Origin of the sequence: Methylobacterium sp. WL64 (genome assembly GCF_008039945.1) — a bacterium.
GTDB lineage: Bacteria > Pseudomonadota > Alphaproteobacteria > Rhizobiales > Beijerinckiaceae > Methylobacterium.
In genome coordinates this window covers 24196-39954 of record NZ_VRVA01000020.1, presented here as the reverse complement: position 1 = coordinate 39954, position 15759 = coordinate 24196, and the positions used below count along the sequence as shown (strand labels likewise).

Below are 15759 nucleotides of genomic sequence, written 5' to 3'. Positions count from 1 at the left end.
CCTGAAGGGCGCCGCGGGGACCTATCGTTCGACGACGCGTTGGGAAATCACTAGGTTCTTCGAGAGGCTCATGAGCCGCCCGCGTTTCGGGCGTCTGCCGTTGCGCCGCTCCCGCATCATGGTGCCCATGCCCGACGACGATAAGCGTTCCGTTCCGACCCCTGCCCGGACCGCGGTGTCAACCGGCATCCCGGGCCTCGACGACATCCTGGCCGGAGGTCTCACCCCGCAGCGCCTCTACCTCGTGGAAGGCACCCCCGGCACCGGCAAGACGACCCTGTCGCTCCAGTTCCTGCTCGAAGGCGTCGAGCGGGGCGAGAAGGGCCTCTACGTCACCCTTTCCGAGAGCGCGGACGAGCTTCGGGCGGGCGCTGCCTCCCATGGCTGGTCGCTCGACGGCATCGAGGTCTACGAACTCGTCAACGAACTCGGTCTGGACCCCGACAGTGAGCAGTCGATCCTGCATCCCTCGGACGTCGAACTCGGCGAGACCGTGCGTGAGGTCATGGAGCGTGTCGACGCGCTCGAACCGAGCCGCGTCGTGTTCGACAGCCTCTCGGAACTCCGCCTGCTGGCCCAGAACCCGCTGCGTTACAGGCGGCAGATCCTGGCCCTGAAGCAATACTTCGCGTCACGCCGTTGCACCGTGCTGATGCTCGACGACAACACCGCCGACGTCCAGCTTCATAGCATCGCCCACGGCGTCATCGTCCTGGAGCAGATGGAGCGCCAGTTCGGGGCCGAACGTCGGCGCGTCCGCGTTCTCAAGATGCGTGGCGTCAAGGCCAGAGGCGGCTTCCACGACTTCATCCTCGACACCGGCGGCCTGACCGTCTTCCCCCGCCTCGTCGCCGCGGAACACGGAGCTGACTTCAATCCTGTCACGAACACGACCGGCCTGGCCGAACTCGACCTCCTGCTCGGCGGTGGCCTCGTGAAGGGGACCAGCACGTTGCTGATGGGGCCCTCCGGCAGCGGCAAGACGACCACCGCCGTCCGTTGCTTGCTCGCCGCCCTCGAACGGGGTTCGAGGGCGAGCTATTTCCTGTTCGATGAGGGCAAGGCGACCCTGCTCGCGCGTTCCGCCCTCCTCGGCATGGACCTGCGACCGTACGTGGCGAACGGCTCGCTCGACCTCATGCAGATCGACCCGGCCGAGATCTCACCGGGCGAGCTCTCCTCGCGTGTCCGCGAGGCCGTCGAGCAGAATGGCTCGACCTTCGTGGTCATCGACAGCCTCAACGCCTACGTCCACGCCATGCCGGACGAGCAGTACCTGATCCTGCAGATGCACGAGCTCCTGAGCTACCTGGACCAGAAGGGCGTCACGACCGTGATCGTCCTCGGCCAGCACGGGGTCATCGGCGAGGTTCGCAGTGACGTCGACCTCAGCTACCTCAGCGACGGCATCCTGCTGTTCAGGTACTTCGAGGCGCAAGGATCGGTCCGGACCGCACTCTCGGTGGTCAAGAGCCGGGTCAACGCGCACGAGCGCACGATCCGGGAGCTGCGCATCTCGGCGACTGGACTTCAGGTCGGAGAGGTGCTGACCGACTTCCAGGGCGTGCTCACAGGGCTGCCGGCCTACGGGGGCAAGGTCGCGATGCTGGAAGGCGAGACGGTGACGTCCGGACCCGTCACGTGATGTCCGCCTCCGAGGTCGAGAGTCGGGTCCTGATCCTGGCACCGCGCGGACGCGATGCAGGCGTCATCCATCAGTTGCTCGCCAAGTCGGGGACGCCCGCCGCGATCTGCGCGGACGTGACGGCGTGGGTCGCCGCACTGAATGACGGGGCGGCAACCACGGTCGTGACCGAAGAGTCCCTTGTGGAGGCCGACACGGCCGCGCTCGATGCTTGGATCGACGCCCAGCCGCCATGGTCGGACTTCCCGTTCATCCTGCTGGCGACGCGCCAGGCCGGACGCAGGCCGGCGCGTGCGGCCGCCATCATCGAGCGGCTCGGCAACGTCGTGCTGCTGGAGCGGCCCATCAACGCCGAGACCCTCGCCAGCGCGGTGGCGTCGGCGGTCCGAGTGAGGCGGCGGCAGTACCAGGCCCGTGGGCACATTCTCGAACGCGAACAGGCTGAGGAACGGCTCCGCGAAGCCAACGAGACGCTGGAGTGCCGGGTCGCGGAGCGTACCCGCGAGGTCGAGGCCGCACGCGAGACACTTTCGTTCGCGCTGGATTCAGCCGGCATGGGTTCCTGGGATCTGGATCTCGCCAGCGATAACGCACGGCGCTCCCCCCGCCACGACGCGATCTTCGGCTACGACGAACCGGTGGCAACCTGGGGTCGGGCGGACTTCCTCGACCATGTCGTCCCGGAGGACCGCTTGCTCGTCGAGGCCGCCTTCGTACGGGCGACTGGGACCGGAACCCTCGACGTGGAGTGCCGCATCAAGCGACTCGACGGTGCGATCCGGTGGATCGCCGCCAAGGGCCGGGCGAAGTACCGCGCCGACGGCGAACCCGTGCGCATGGCCGGCATCGTCATGGACCGGACCGACCAGCGGGTCACTGAAGACGCGTTGCGCCAAGCCCAAAAGATGGAGGCCATCGGGCAGTTGACCGGGGGCGTGGCGCACGACTTCAACAACCTGCTCACCGTCATCGTCGGCGGCCTCGACATGATGATCCGGAAGCCGGAGCACACCGAGCGCGTCGTGCGATTGGCCGAGGCCGCCATGGGCGCCGCGCGCCGCGGCGAACAGCTGACCCAGCAGCTCCTGGCCTTCTCGCGACGGCAGATGCTGCGGCCGCAGACCCTCAACCCGAACCGCCTGCTCCTCGACTTCCGGCCCCTGGCCGAGCGTGCGGCCGGCGGTGCCGTCGAGATGGCGTTCGACCTCGATCCGACCATCGACCCAATCCGCATCGACCCGGCTCAGTTTGAGGCCGCGGTGCTGAACCTCGTGGTCAACGCCCGCGACGCGATGGATGGGAGCGACCGCGCCGGACGGATCTCAGTCGCCAGCCGCAACGTCCGCCTCGACACCGCCGCCGTGGCCGACAAGGGCGTGCCGCCGGGCGACTACGTCGAGGTCTCGGTCGCGGATACCGGATCCGGTATTCCGCCCGAGGCCCTGGCGCGGGTGTTCGAGCCGTTCTTCACAACCAAGGAAGTCGGCAAGGGAACCGGGCTCGGCCTATCCCAGGTCTACGGCTTCACCCGCAGCGCAGGCGGCTACGTCGCCATCGAATCCGTCGTGGATGCCGGCACGACGTTCCGGCTGCTCATCCCACGGTCCTCGGACCCCGCGGGTGAGGAAGTCGGTACGGGCGGCTCCCTGCCGCTCAGGAGGGCGACGGACGGCGACACCGTCCTGCTGGTCGAGGACGACGAGCAGGTGCTCGGCATGGCGGTCGAGAGCCTGGAGGAATTGCGCTACCGCGTGGTCGTCGCCCGCAACGCGGCGGAGGCACTGGAGCATCTGCGGGGTGTCGAACGCATCGACATCCTGTTCTCCGACGTCGTGATGCCCGGCGGGATGAACGGGTCCCAGCTCGCTGTCGAGGCCCAACGCCTGCGCCCCGGGCTGAAGGTCCTGCTCACCTCGGGCTACGTCGCGAATCTCGACGAGGGCCAAGTCATCGGCAAGGGCGAGCTGCCGGTCCTGAACAAGCCCTATCGACGGGACGAGCTCGCCCGGTCCCTGCGCCTCGTCCTAAATGGCGAGTGAGGTCCGGCGAACGCTCCGGGTGCCCTCGAACCTCCACCTTCCGAGGCGTGGCGGGGCGCTTCCGCCGCAGGACATTCCAGGAACGGCGGTACCCGCCCCACGTTGGCCGCCGAACCCTGAATAAATCGGAGCCTCGAATACATGGCCGGCACGGACATCGCCACGATCTACGCAGGCGCGTTGCGCAACACCCGCGCCCTTGAGAAGCAAGGCCTGGAGCAGATGGAACGTCAGCTTTCGGGCCTGGAGCGCTATCCCGACTACGCAGCCGTCCTTCGACGCCACGTCGAGACCACGAAGGCGCAGATCGACCGCCTTGACAAGGCGTTGGCCGCCATCGGCGAGAGCCCCTCGACCCTGAAGGAGACCGTCACCAGCGTCGCCGGCTCCATTGGCGCCGCCGTGCACGGCATCGCCCAAGACGAGACGCTGAAGAACCTCTACGCGGGCTACGCCTACCAGTACGACCAAGTCGCCGCCTACCGCTCGTTGGCGGTCATCGCGGAAAAGGCCGGCAAGACCGACCAAGTCTCGGCCTTCCACACCACGGCCGAGGAAGAGGCGAAGGCCGCCGAGGATATCGCGGCGCTGATCGAACCGGTGACCAAGACCTACCTCGACCTCACCCTTAGCGGCGCCAAGGCCGATTGCTGAACCGCTTCCGGGCGGCCTCATTCAGGTCGCTCGTTTCCCGTTTCGGAGTTGAACGATGGCGGACAAGGACGATCACGAGGCGACCTACAAGGCGTTCAAGGAGGTCGTGAACATGACTGCCGCGGCCCTCGATAAGCATCTCGGGAGCGAGGATAGCCAAGCCGTCGGCCAGAAGAAGGACGGGGGCGAGGCGACGGGGCACCAAGAAGGGCGCCGCATCGTAGAGATGCTGCACAAGAAGAAATCCGACTTGTCGGACGACGACTACGGACACATGCGCAAGGTCGTCGGCTACGTTCACCGGCACCTGAAGCAAGGTGGCCCACAGGACAAGGCCGACATGAAGGACTCGCCTTGGCGGATGTCGTTGATGAACTGGGGCCACGACCCGATGAAGGCCTGATCCATGGATGACCCCACCCCGATCGCCACCACCGTCGAGGCTTGTGGCCAGGATCACGCTCGCTACCGGTGGCACCTCACGGACGCGGACGGTGTGTCCGTCCGCGTCGCCCCTGAAGCCTACGACACGGCCGAGGATGCCGAGGTAGCGGGGCAGGCGGCGCTGGAGGCGTTTGGTTCGGCCTCAAACCTTCGAACGTCGTAAAGTTTTGTAAGGTCAGAACCGGAATAGATACGCACGAGACCTGGCGGCGCCGGGCCACGTTCTGAGGATGGATAGCCACCATGCCTATGCCGACGTTATGCTGCGCTTGAGTCGCAAGCATCGCGTCAGGGGCTCGGAAGCCTGCAGAACCCTGGCGGCCCTGCGCCATAGTGGCATTTCGTCAGAAGACGGTCGACTCTGGGGATGAGCCTTCCGGCTGGTTACATGTTTCGTCTCAGGCGTCCTGTCGGCGCCGCTACGAACTGGCTCCAACCTCCTCGCGTCCAACACATTTGCCTACTAACGCCCCGACATGCAGGCTTCGCACCGATCCGACCCAACCACCCTGACACGCGACAAACTCGAAGCTGAGGTGCGCCAATTACGTGCCCAGTCGGCCTCGCTCGCGCAGATGTTCGAGCAGGCCCCGAGCTTCATCGCGCTTCTGACCGGGCCCGAGCATCGCTTCGCGCTGACCAACGCCGCCTACCAGCAGGCCATCGATCATCGGGACGTGGTCGGAAGCACCGTGGCGGAGGTTCTGCCGGACGCGGCGGCGCAGGGCTATGTCGACCTGCTCGACCAGGTCTTCCGTTCGGGCAAGGCACATAGGGCCACGGCTGCCCGGTTCGACGTCCAGGCTGTGCCAGGTGGACCGGTCAACGAGCGCTACCTCGACTTCGTCTACCAACCGATCACCGATGCCCACGGCACGGTCAGCGGCATCTTTGTCGAGGGGCACGACGTCACGGAACGCACGCTTGCCGAGGTCGCCCTCCGCGAAAACGAGGCGCGCTACCGGACGCTGTTCGAGAGCATTGAGGTCGGGTTCTGCATCGTCGAGATGCGGTTCGAGGGCGAGCGCGCCGTCGACTACCGGATCGTCGAGGCCAATCCGGCCTTCGTGCGGCAGACGGGGGCCGATGTCGCGGGACGGTGGGTCAGCGAGTTCGCTCCCAACCTGGAACGGCATTGGTTCGACACCTACGGGCACGTCGCACTGACCGGCGAGCCCGCCCATTTCGAGCACTACGCCGAAGTCTTCGGACGTTGGTTCGACGTCCGTGCCCTGAGGACCGGGGACGCTTCCGCAAGACGGGTCGCCATCTTCTTCTCGGACATCACCGAACGAAGGACCGTCGAGAAGCGGGCCGAGGCAGGGGAGCGCGAGCTCCGCTTAATCACCGACGCGCTGCCCGTCCTAATCTCCTTCATCGGCGACGACCACGTCTATCGCTTCGCCAACCGCGCCTACGACGACTGGTTCTCCATCCCGGCCGAGGCGGTCGTCGGCCGGGACGTCAGAGACCTGCTTGGGCCGGAGGCCTACGCCGCTCGGAGGCCGTACATCGACCGGGCGCTTGCAGGCAAGACGGTCACCTTCGAGCTCGACTGGCCGCGTCGCGACGGGGAACCCCGCATCGCCGAGATCCGCTACCTGCCCCGCCGCGCGACTGACAGAACCGTCGACGGCTTCCACGTGTTCGTCCACGACATCACCGCACGGAAGCGCACGGAAGTGGACCTTTCTCGCCAGGTCGCGGCCCGTACCGCCGAGCGCGACCAAGTCTGGAAAGCCTCCTCTGACCTGCTCTGTGTAGCCAACCTCGATGGTTATTTCGTCAGCCTCAACCCGGCCTGGCCGAGGACGCTGGGTTGGACTGAGGAAGAGATGAAGGCGCGGCCATTCCTCGACTTCGTGCACCCGGACGACATCGAGGCCACCCTGGCGGCGGCGGCCGGCCTGTCGCGCGGCGAGGCCCAGTTCACCTTCGAGAATCGCTACAGGCACAAGGACGGCAGCCATGTTTGGCTGTCGTGGAATGCAGTCCCGAGCGACGGGTTAATCTACGCCACTGTCCGCGACGTCACTCGGGTCAAGCACCAGGCCGAGGCCCTTGCCAAAACCGAGGAAGCACTGCGCCAGAGCCAGAAAATGGAGGCGGTCGGTCAACTTACCGGCGGCCTCGCGCACGATTTCAACAACCTTCTGGCGGGCATCTCCGGCTCCTTGGAGCTGATGCAGACCCGGATGGCCCAGGGTCGGCTCACCGACATCGACCGGTACATGACGGTGGCACAGGGCGCGGCCAAGCGGGCGGCAGCCCTGACGCATCGCCTGCTCGCCTTCTCGCGCAGGCAGACCCTCGATCCGAAGCCCACGAACGTGAACCGCCTCGTCACGGACATGGAGGAACTCATTCGCCGCACGGTCGGCCCGGCCATCCACCTGGAGGTCGTGGGGCTCGCTGGAATCTGGCCGGCCCTGATCGATCCGGGCCAGCTTGAGAACGCCCTGCTCAACCTATGCATCAACGCCCGGGACGCGATGCCGGACGGCGGCCGCATTACCATCGAGACCGCCAACAGGTGGATGGACGATGCCGGCGCAACCCAGCACGACATGCCGCCGGGCCAGTACCTGAGCCTGTGCGTGACAGACACTGGCGTTGGGATGTCCGCGGACCTGATGACCAAGGTGTTCGAGCCGTTCTTCACCACCAAGCCCCTGGGCGAGGGCACGGGGCTCGGCCTGTCAATGGTCTACGGCTTCGCCCGACAGTCCGGCGGGCAGGTCCGGATCTACTCCGAGGTCGGCGAGGGTACGACGGTTTGCCTGTACCTGCCGCGCCATTACGGCGCGGCCGATGAGGATGACGTCACACGGCGTCTCGCAGAGGTCGGGCGTGCCGGCCAGGGCGAGACGGTACTGATCGTCGACGACGAGCCTTCGGTGCGGATGCTGGTCACCGAGGTTCTTGAGGATCTCGGCTATACGGCCATCGAGGCCGCCGACAGTGTTTCGGGTCTGAAGGTGCTGCAGTCGGACGTCCGCATCGATCTGCTGGTGACCGATGTTGGCCTGCCCGGAGGCATGAACGGCCGCCAGATGGCGGACGCCGCACGCGAGCGGCGCCCGGACCTGAAGGTGCTGTTCATCACCGGCTACGCCGAAAACGCCGTTCTCGGGAACGGGCACCTCCGCCCGGGGATGCAGGTTTTGACCAAGCCGTTCGTTCTGGAAGCCCTCGCAACCCGCATCAAAGATCTCATCGCCGCCCCGATATAAGGGCCGGATCGCCCGAATGGCGGTAGCCCGACCGCCACGCTCACCCTTCTACCGGTCCCGGGATACGATCATACATATCATGGTCCCGCGACTGATCGCTGAGTGTTGCTGAATGTCCGCTATTCAGGAAGGCTTAAAACTCCTTGAATGTCCGAAATGGGCGCGATCCCGCCACCGTGCGACCGCTCGTGGCCCTTCCGCGCGTCGGGTGCCATCCAGATTGCCTCGGACTGCCATGCGGACCGCGCTGCGAGCGACGCAGTCCGCCTCCTGAGCGCATGATCGCTACGGCTTGCTTGGCTTCGACGGTGGCGCCGGCCAATCGACGATGGAGAGGTCGAGCGGCAGGACGTCGCGCACGGCCGACGGTCGGGTCTTCCGCGCCAAGCGAAGCGGGGAGCCGGTCGCCTCGGCGTGATCAAAGTCAGCGGTCCCTGCATCGACTGCAGCGGGAACGGTGAAGGCCTCGAACACGTAGGGCAGCCCGTCTGCGAAAAGTGCGTTCGGACTGTCCATGACGTGCAAGTGCAGATGTGGCGCTTGGCTGTTGCCGCTGTTGCCGACCTCGCCGAGGAGGTCGCCGCGCCTGACATGATCGCCGACGCCCGGGCCGACACTTCCGGGCTTGAGATGGGCGTAGAGAACGAACGCTCCACCACCGATGTCCATGACGATGAAGTTGCCGTCCGCTTCGCCGATCGGCAGATTCGACGGCAGCGCACCCGGTACTTGGTCGGGCAAGTTGTTGCGCGAGCCAGCCACCGTGCCGTCTGCCACGGCCAGAATGGGCTCACCGTAGATGCGGTAGCTTCTCACGTCCTTCAGATCGCCGCGCACGATCCGGTCCTCGTCATCGATCCTTTCCCAGTCGATTGCGTAGCGCTGTGCCAAGCGTAAGGCCCCGTTGAGCGGCAGGAGAGCTCGGACATGCCGAATCGAATCGCAGCAGCCATCCCCGACGATGTAGCCACCGCCGTGTAGCGGTGCCGCCAGGACAGGCAAGGATCGATCGATGACCGGGGTTCTCGCAATCTGCATCGACAGATCGGCTTTCAGCGGCTCGGCGAACCCTTCGATCTCGTGGACGAGGGCCTCGGGAATACGCTCGTCCGCCCGCAGGATGATGTGAAGGAAGACGATCCCGAACTGATAAGCCCCGAGCGACGCCGTCGCGTTTCCCCGACGGCCACCGAGGGACGACCGCTGACCGATCGCTTCCCGATCGAGCGCCAGGAGCGGCCGTTGTGAGCCGGCGTCAAGCACGACCAGCCGCTTGAGGTCGAACCGTCCATCCAGCACGTTCGAGAGGCGGAGTTCGTAGACGAGGTGATTGCGGCCGTCCGACATCGGCACGACGCGTGGCGCTGTCAGGACATCGGCAATGAGCGGCGTCATGACGGGCACCGTGGAGGCGCTCGGTTGTCCGGTTTCGGCCGCCCGCACCGCTCCGCAGAACAGAGGCGCGAGGATGGCTGCAGCGCGGACGAGAGTCAGGGCACGCATACAGTTCCTCCGGGCTGAGACAATCGCTCGGCGCGCCGCACCGACCGTTTGGGAGCAAGAATAGAAGTCGAAACGGTTTTACCGATACCGGTCATTTCGAGCCCATGTGTTGGAAATCTGAAGCCGCGCGGGCACGACGTTGATGCGCGAGGGCGCAACCGCCATCGGTCCCGACCTTCGGCCGTGGTGAATGTCTGCCGGGCGAGATCGCGCATTACATCGGACCAGTCGACGTTCTCGCGACGCGAGCGTGCGCGGATGCTGACGTCCTGATCTGGCCGATAGCAGAATGACCGCTCCGGGGAGGGCCAGCCGGAAAAGCGGACGGACCTGCACCAACCTATCACGCTCACGCGAATAGCTATCGGCCCTTCTCTAAAGCGGCCACTGGCCAGCCGCCCAATAACATCGGCTTTGGTTGGAAATCAGACTTTAGCCCCCCATCTCGAAGCGGGTGGGCCGCCCCACCCGCAGAGGATGCTTGCGGTCAGACATGCCAGCGACAGATCCGCTGAAGAGCAGGACTGCGCGCTATGTTAGCAAGAGGTCAAGCAACATGAGGGTTCGGCAATCATCCAGCGAGCCAACTTATTGAGCTACAGGATCGGGCGCGGTGGTACAGGACGGCAGAGGGCAAGCAAATCAACGAGTTGTTTGGTCCCGGCATTTGGTGGAGTGGGTTTGACTTGAAGCGGCTGGGCTCGGCGGACCATGCTTTACAGATAGCCTAATAGGGGGTGAGCCCAGGCAAGGTCTTAAGGCCGCGGACAAAGTTTTAGGCGTCAACGAAGTTAGCCAGGTGAACGCAGAGTTGCGCGTGGTTGTCGTAGTGGTAGCGCTTGACCGTCGCGTCCTTGATCGAGCGGTTCATTCGCTCGACCTGACTGTTGGTCCAGGAGTGACGCGGCTTGGTTACCCTGAGTTCGCGCGGCTTCCAGGAAGTTAATCCCGACGGCGTTCGATGTCGACGGCCGGACGAAGCCTGCCTCGCTCGTGAACCGCGTCAACCGTCCGATCAGCGCTCGCTTCAAGCCTGCCGCGTGACAAGTCGGGGGCAGAGCAGGAGCAGACGTATCATCGCCGCCTGCCGACGTGTCTCCGTCTTCTCGAAGATGCGGCGCAGATGGACGCGTGCGGTATGCAACGTGATCCCGCGGTGGCTCGCGCTCGCCACCAGATCGTTCCCGGCCAGCATCTCTAGGGCGAATGCAGCCTCGGCGGGCGTGAGACCGAATTGCACCTGCAGCGTGTCTTTCCCGGGCAGCCGGATGGTAGCGGGATCGATCAGGCGCAGGAGCACGGCTGGCTCGGCAGTCCCATAGGGTGTCGGGGCCAGCGCGCTCGCGGCGATCAGCAATGTCCTGTCCTCGCTCACGAGACGGATCGAACCGCTGCCCGTCACCGCGCAACCCGAGACCATCCTGCGAAGGGCCGCGGTATCGTTCGGCGCCCCGGCGCGGAGATGACCATCCACAAGCCGCAACGGAACACCGAGAACCATGGCGCGGGCGGCGTAATTTAGGAACAGCACGCGCCCGCAGGTGGCGAGGACCGCTACTCCTTCCTCGAAATGCTCGACGAAAGCCAGAAGCGCGGCGGCGACGCCCGTCGGATCGACCCTGGAGCGTTGCGGTCCATCAGCGCCGTCCGACCGGTCTGAGCCGCCTCCCCTCGTGTCGCGGAGGGGTGCCGGCGGGACGCCCGGCATCAACGGGGTCGGGTCTGCGGCAGCCAACATGAGCGATCCCTCGTCCGGTTCAGGTGAAACGACCTCTTGAGAGCGGACACAGTGCAATCCGTCGGAGGCGGAAGGGTGTGAGGTTCGTCACCCCCGCACCACGCGGAAGAACAGGACGACTGCGGCGGCGAGGACCATCGATCGCAGCGCGCCTGCTGTTGCCGGATCCTGATGTCAGGTCGCGGCGCGATCGTTGAGACCGCAATGCGCCCCTTCGGCCGGCCGTGACATCACCCGCCCGCCGCGGGATTCAATTTTTATTGACGTTCGACACGGCCGGCTGCGCCGGGCGAGCGGGTATGGTGGTCTTGTACCGATTTCGTATCTAGCCGTATTGCACTGCTGCGATTTGGCGATATCTCGGAGTTGCGATCTGTCTTCGGCATGCCGTGGATACAGTCCAATATGATTGGTTCGGAACGAAACGACAGATCCTCATGCACTACGCCGTCGGTTTTCGGGCTCTTCCGCAGACCTGCGCCTCGTCTGCCCCGAACCGGGGAAGGAGCCTGACGCGTGCCGTCCGACAAAGCCGCCGCGGCGTTCGATAAGCGACGTGTGCTGACCCAGCACGAGCTATTTCGGGACGCGCCGCAAACCGTCACCGAGCGCCTCGCCGTGCGCGCGCAGCCCCTCACGTTTCGCTGCGGGCAGCGCATCTTTTGCCGGGGCGATGAGAGTCATGGACTGCTCGCCGTCGTGAGCGGTCACGTTCGAATTTCGACACCGTGCCCGGAGGGCCGGTCCGAGCTAATCATGAATCTGATCGGCCCGAACGAGGTTTTCGGCGAAATTGCTCTTCTCGACGATGGGCCGCGCACGGCCGACGCGGTCGCGGCGACACGCTGCTACCTTCTGTTGTTGGAGCGGCGCGATCTCCTTCCCCTCGTCAACGACTTCCCGATGCTGGCCATCCGGCTCCTTGCGATCTTGAGCGGACGGCTGCGGAGGACCAGCCAGCAATTGTCGGATCATGCCTTCGTCTGCGCCGAGCAGCGCTTGGCGAAAACGCTGCTCACGCTGGCCGGCGACCCCGACCGCAACGGCGGCCGCGTGCTGACCACGCAACGCGAACTTGGCCACATGGTTGGTCTTTCCCGAGAGGGGATCAACCGGCATCTTTCAGCGTGGCAACGCAAAGGTTATGTCACATTGGCGCCGGGTGCCTGCACGGTATTTAATCGCAAAGCTTTGCAAAATATCGCATCAGGATTTCTCGAAATCTCCTGACATCGATTTGGCGGCTCAACACAAGTTTTTACATCCTATTTTTTACTCGTTCTGTCCGAATGGACATCTTTTATTTTTGTATAATTTGAAATTATAAGATATTCATTGCAATATCGCCGCTTATGTAATTTTCGCTGTGAGGCATCGCACACCCGTGACTTGGAGGATCCGTTAGCGTGTGCTGTACACGTTCTGTGGAGGCCAGCGATGGTGCGCTACCTATTGGAACTGTTGGAGATACGGCAGCGGATCCTGAGCAGTCGCCGCGTGTTAGTTCATTTCACGGACCGCGAACTCGAGGATGTTGGCTTGATGCGGGACGACGTAGTGTGTCCAGCCAGCGATGAAACGTGGTGCAGCCGCCCAGACAAGCGCCGATCCAGGCACAGTGCCGGGATGCGGCCCACCGATTGAGATAACTACGAATAAGTCATCGGCCGCGATGCTTGTGCAATCCGATTACTCATGTGGTGATTAAATGTGATTCAAATATGATCTGAATTGTCAGCAACTAATATTTATTTCACATACTTTATAATTTTAATGATGCGTTCTATGAAATGAATATTATATAAAACGACGTTATTATTTTGACAATCTGAATGTTATGATTCAATTATTGAGCGTGCATGGCTCAAAGACTTGACACCTAACGGCGAACACGTTCCGATACTGATGGACCGCGACATGCGGTAATCGGTGCTGGCCCGATCACGGCAGCCATCCGGCGCGATCGACGGTCGCGGAACAGTCGCTTCCGTTGGGGACGCCCGCCACAGCGCGGGATCTGGCTTACGTGTCGTAGTCGCGTCGATCGATCGACGTACGCCGGGATGAAATCTTTCTGCGACGCACGCCAAGATGCCGGATGCATCCGCCCGGTGCGGGATCGACGGCATCCTGCGCTGATCAGCCCCCGGACACCCGATGCGCGCTCCGGGTTGGCGTCTGCGGGCGCTTCCCGCCTGCCCCAAAGGCTTGGGCTGAAGGCGCTCGACACCGGCGTGGAAGAGAGAGTCCGGAGTGCGGATCGACAGATCTGCAGAACGAAGCGCAACCCGAAGCCACGGAGCGGCCCGCCGCTCGGCGCCCCTCACCGGCTGGCGGCCAAGCAAGGTCGAGATCGGTCTCGGGAGGGGGAGGCACCGGATACACCGAGCATTCAAAAAATACGTTGATCGAATCACGACCGCCGATATAGGTTCCAGCGTGCTGCCGCGGACGTGACCACTGTTATGTGCAACTCGAAAGGATTGAATGCAATCTGAGCAATGAAATCGGTGTGCGATGAATCCGGATCGGCGCAGATTGCATTGTCGGAACGTGACGTATTTTATTGATTTTCGTCGCATTCGGATTGATGACTCTTTATGCAGCCATCAGTTAAATGGAACGCCAACGCATGCCCGTGATCTTGGATCTAGCCTGGCTGTCGCGAGGGCAAGACATTGTCGCCTCTCCCTGCGATTAGCGTCGCTTCGGTCGGCAAGGAGAAGATCCAGCGCCGGTTGGCCGCGATCCTCACGGCAGACATCGTTGGCTACAGCACCCTGATGGGGAGCGCGGAAGAGGATACCCACCGCCGCGTATGCGCGGAAATCCGAAGGCTTTGCCGCGATATCGCGCGATCGGGTGGCCAAGTGTTCGGCATCGCGGGCGACGGAGTGATTGCGGAATTTTCCAGCGCCGTCGAGGCCGTGACCTGCGCGTTGCGCTTTCAAACCAACTGCCAGCGCCGCACGGCCGCGGTTTCGGCCGACCGGCGAATACTTTTTAGGGTCGGTATCCATGCCGGCGAAATCATGGTCAAGGGAGATCAGATCGGGGGAACTGCGGTAAACATTGCAGCACGTCTGGAACCACTTGCGGATCCCGGCGGAATTTTGATCTCGGCGACCGTCTACGATCAGGTCAGCCAACGCTTACCGTCGGCCTTCGCGTGCGTCGGCGAGCGGCGGCTGAAAAACATCCGCGAGCCCGTCATGCTGTATGCCGCTTGCGCAAAGACCGTCCCGACAGGAGCGGATGTGCATACGCCGCCACAGCGATCGAAACGATCGTCAGGCGACGATCGTCGTGATTACAGGCCCGTGCTGGCTGTGCTTCCGTTTCGGGCACTGCACAGGAGCAGATCGGATACGTACTTTGCGGAAGGCATGATCGATGACATCATCCGCGCGCTGAGCGGACTCAAGGATCTGCTGGTCATCTCGCGAAGCTCTACCGCGGGGTTCAAACTCATCCCGGTCGATATGCGCCGCGCTTTTCATGAACTCGATGCGGACTATGTCCTGCACGGCAGCCTGCGACGACACGGGGATGCCTTGCGCCTCACGGTGGAACTGGCAAACCAAGGCGGCGTGATCTGGGCAGATCGTTTTGACGGGATGCTCGGCAGTGTCTTCGAAATGCAGGATGCGATCGCATTGCGGGTCGCGTCGATCGTCGCTCCGCACTTGCGATCCCACGAACTTGCGCGTGCACACCGCAAGCGACCCGACAGCCTCACGGCCTATGACCTCACGCTCCAGGCACTCAGTCTCATTCACAGACTGGAGCGAACGTCTTTCATCGAGGCCAGGAGATTGCTCGAACAGGCGTCAGTCTGCGATGCAGCCTACGCGCCGGCCTATTCCCACCTGGCATCGCTCGGCATGCAATGGATCGGCCAGGGCTGGTCGGACGACGAGAATGCCGACTGCCTCGCAGCCTCTCATGCCGCGCAGATGGCTATCGAGCGCGATCCAAGCGACGCGGTCGGCCTATCGATCTATGGACATCTTCAGTCTTATCTGTTTTGTGATTATAACGGCGCCCATGAGTATTTTAAACGCGCTCTTGCTGCCGGCCCTAGCTGTGCTTCGGCTTGGGCCTACAGTGGGTTGACCCTCGGTTACACCGGCGAAACGGCGCGCGCTGTTGTGCATGCCGAGCACGCCGTGCGGTTATCACCATTGGGCGTCGATGCCTTTTGGCTGGAACACTATTTGTCGCAGGCGTACTACCTCGCCGGGCGGTATCCGGATGCGATCACCTGGGGCCGCGCATCTGCGGCTAAGGGCGCCAACAACGCCTCCAATCTGCGGTGCCTGATCGCAAGCCTCGTTGCAGCAGGGCATCGAGCGGAAGCCCGCCTCGTCGCTTGTCAGCTTCTCGAATGTATTCCCGAATATCGCGTCCGCATGTTCCGCAGCCGAACGCCGCTACGTGGCCAAGTCCGCGATCTTTTCGCGACGCAACTTCTTGAGGCTGGAATCCCCGACTAGTTTTTTC

General features: G+C 63.7%; 10 protein-coding genes and 1 pseudogene. 8 read left to right on the top strand and 3 right to left on the bottom strand.

Annotated features, from left to right (window positions below; all coding sequences use genetic code 11):
* Window positions 1–127 precede the first annotated feature (127 nt).
* The 6 genes from FV242_RS12135 to FV242_RS12110 all read left to right on the top strand — a co-directional run bounded on the left by FV242_RS12135 (window position 128) and on the right by FV242_RS12110 (window position 8015).
* Window positions 128–1645 carry an ATPase domain-containing protein gene (locus FV242_RS12135; protein ID WP_147939127.1) on the top strand — a complete coding sequence of 506 codons (1518 nt, stop codon included), beginning with the start codon at window positions 128–130 and terminating at the stop codon, window positions 1643–1645.
* Entirely contained in the window at window positions 1645–3684 is a 2040-nt protein-coding gene (locus FV242_RS12130; protein ID WP_147939103.1) for a PAS domain-containing hybrid sensor histidine kinase/response regulator, read from the top strand. Before FV242_RS12135 ends, FV242_RS12130 begins: the two co-directional genes overlap by 1 nt.
* Window positions 3685–3825: 141 nt before the next feature.
* A complete protein-coding gene (locus FV242_RS12125; RefSeq protein WP_147939102.1) occupies window positions 3826–4338 on the top strand; it encodes a DUF892 family protein in 513 nt (170 codons plus the stop codon).
* A 55-nt stretch (window positions 4339–4393) separates the two neighbouring features.
* Window positions 4394–4741: a DUF3140 domain-containing protein gene (locus FV242_RS12120; protein WP_147939101.1), complete on the top strand. Its 348-nt coding sequence runs from the start codon at window positions 4394–4396 to the stop codon at window positions 4739–4741.
* Between the two features lie 3 nt (window positions 4742–4744).
* Window positions 4745–4945, top strand: coding sequence for a hypothetical protein (locus FV242_RS12115; RefSeq protein ID WP_147939100.1), 201 nt, complete (start codon window positions 4745–4747; stop codon window positions 4943–4945).
* A 313-nt stretch (window positions 4946–5258) separates the two neighbouring features.
* On the top strand, window positions 5259–8015 hold the full coding sequence (locus FV242_RS12110; RefSeq protein ID WP_147939099.1) for a PAS domain-containing sensor histidine kinase: 2757 nt from the start codon (window positions 5259–5261) through the stop codon (window positions 8013–8015).
* A gap of 285 nt (window positions 8016–8300) precedes the next feature.
* Here FV242_RS12110 and FV242_RS12105 read toward each other — a convergent pair whose 3' ends face one another.
* The 3 genes and pseudogenes from FV242_RS12105 to FV242_RS12095 all read right to left on the bottom strand — a co-directional run bounded on the left by FV242_RS12105 (window position 8301) and on the right by FV242_RS12095 (window position 11253).
* Complete coding sequence (locus tag FV242_RS12105; RefSeq protein WP_147939098.1) at window positions 8301–9518, bottom strand: M23 family metallopeptidase; 1218 nt, start codon at window positions 9516–9518, stop codon at window positions 8301–8303.
* 571 nt (window positions 9519–10089) lie between these two features.
* Window positions 10090–10443 (bottom strand): annotated as a pseudogene (locus FV242_RS12100) (integrase core domain-containing protein); the annotation flags it as partial.
* Window positions 10444–10545: 102 nt separating this feature from the next.
* Complete coding sequence (locus FV242_RS12095) at window positions 10546–11253, bottom strand: helix-turn-helix transcriptional regulator (protein ID WP_147939097.1); 708 nt, start codon at window positions 11251–11253, stop codon at window positions 10546–10548.
* Between the two features lie 519 nt (window positions 11254–11772).
* On the opposite strand from FV242_RS12095, the gene FV242_RS12090 reads away from it, so the two are divergent.
* Together FV242_RS12090 and FV242_RS12080 are read left to right on the top strand one after the other, a co-directional pair.
* Window positions 11773–12486, top strand: a complete 714-nt coding sequence (locus FV242_RS12090; RefSeq protein WP_147939096.1) for a Crp/Fnr family transcriptional regulator — start codon at window positions 11773–11775, stop codon at window positions 12484–12486.
* Window positions 12487–13994: 1508 nt separating this feature from the next.
* Complete coding sequence (locus tag FV242_RS12080; protein WP_147939094.1) at window positions 13995–15752, top strand: adenylate/guanylate cyclase domain-containing protein; 1758 nt, start codon at window positions 13995–13997, stop codon at window positions 15750–15752.
* Window positions 15753–15759: the final 7 nt, after the last annotated feature.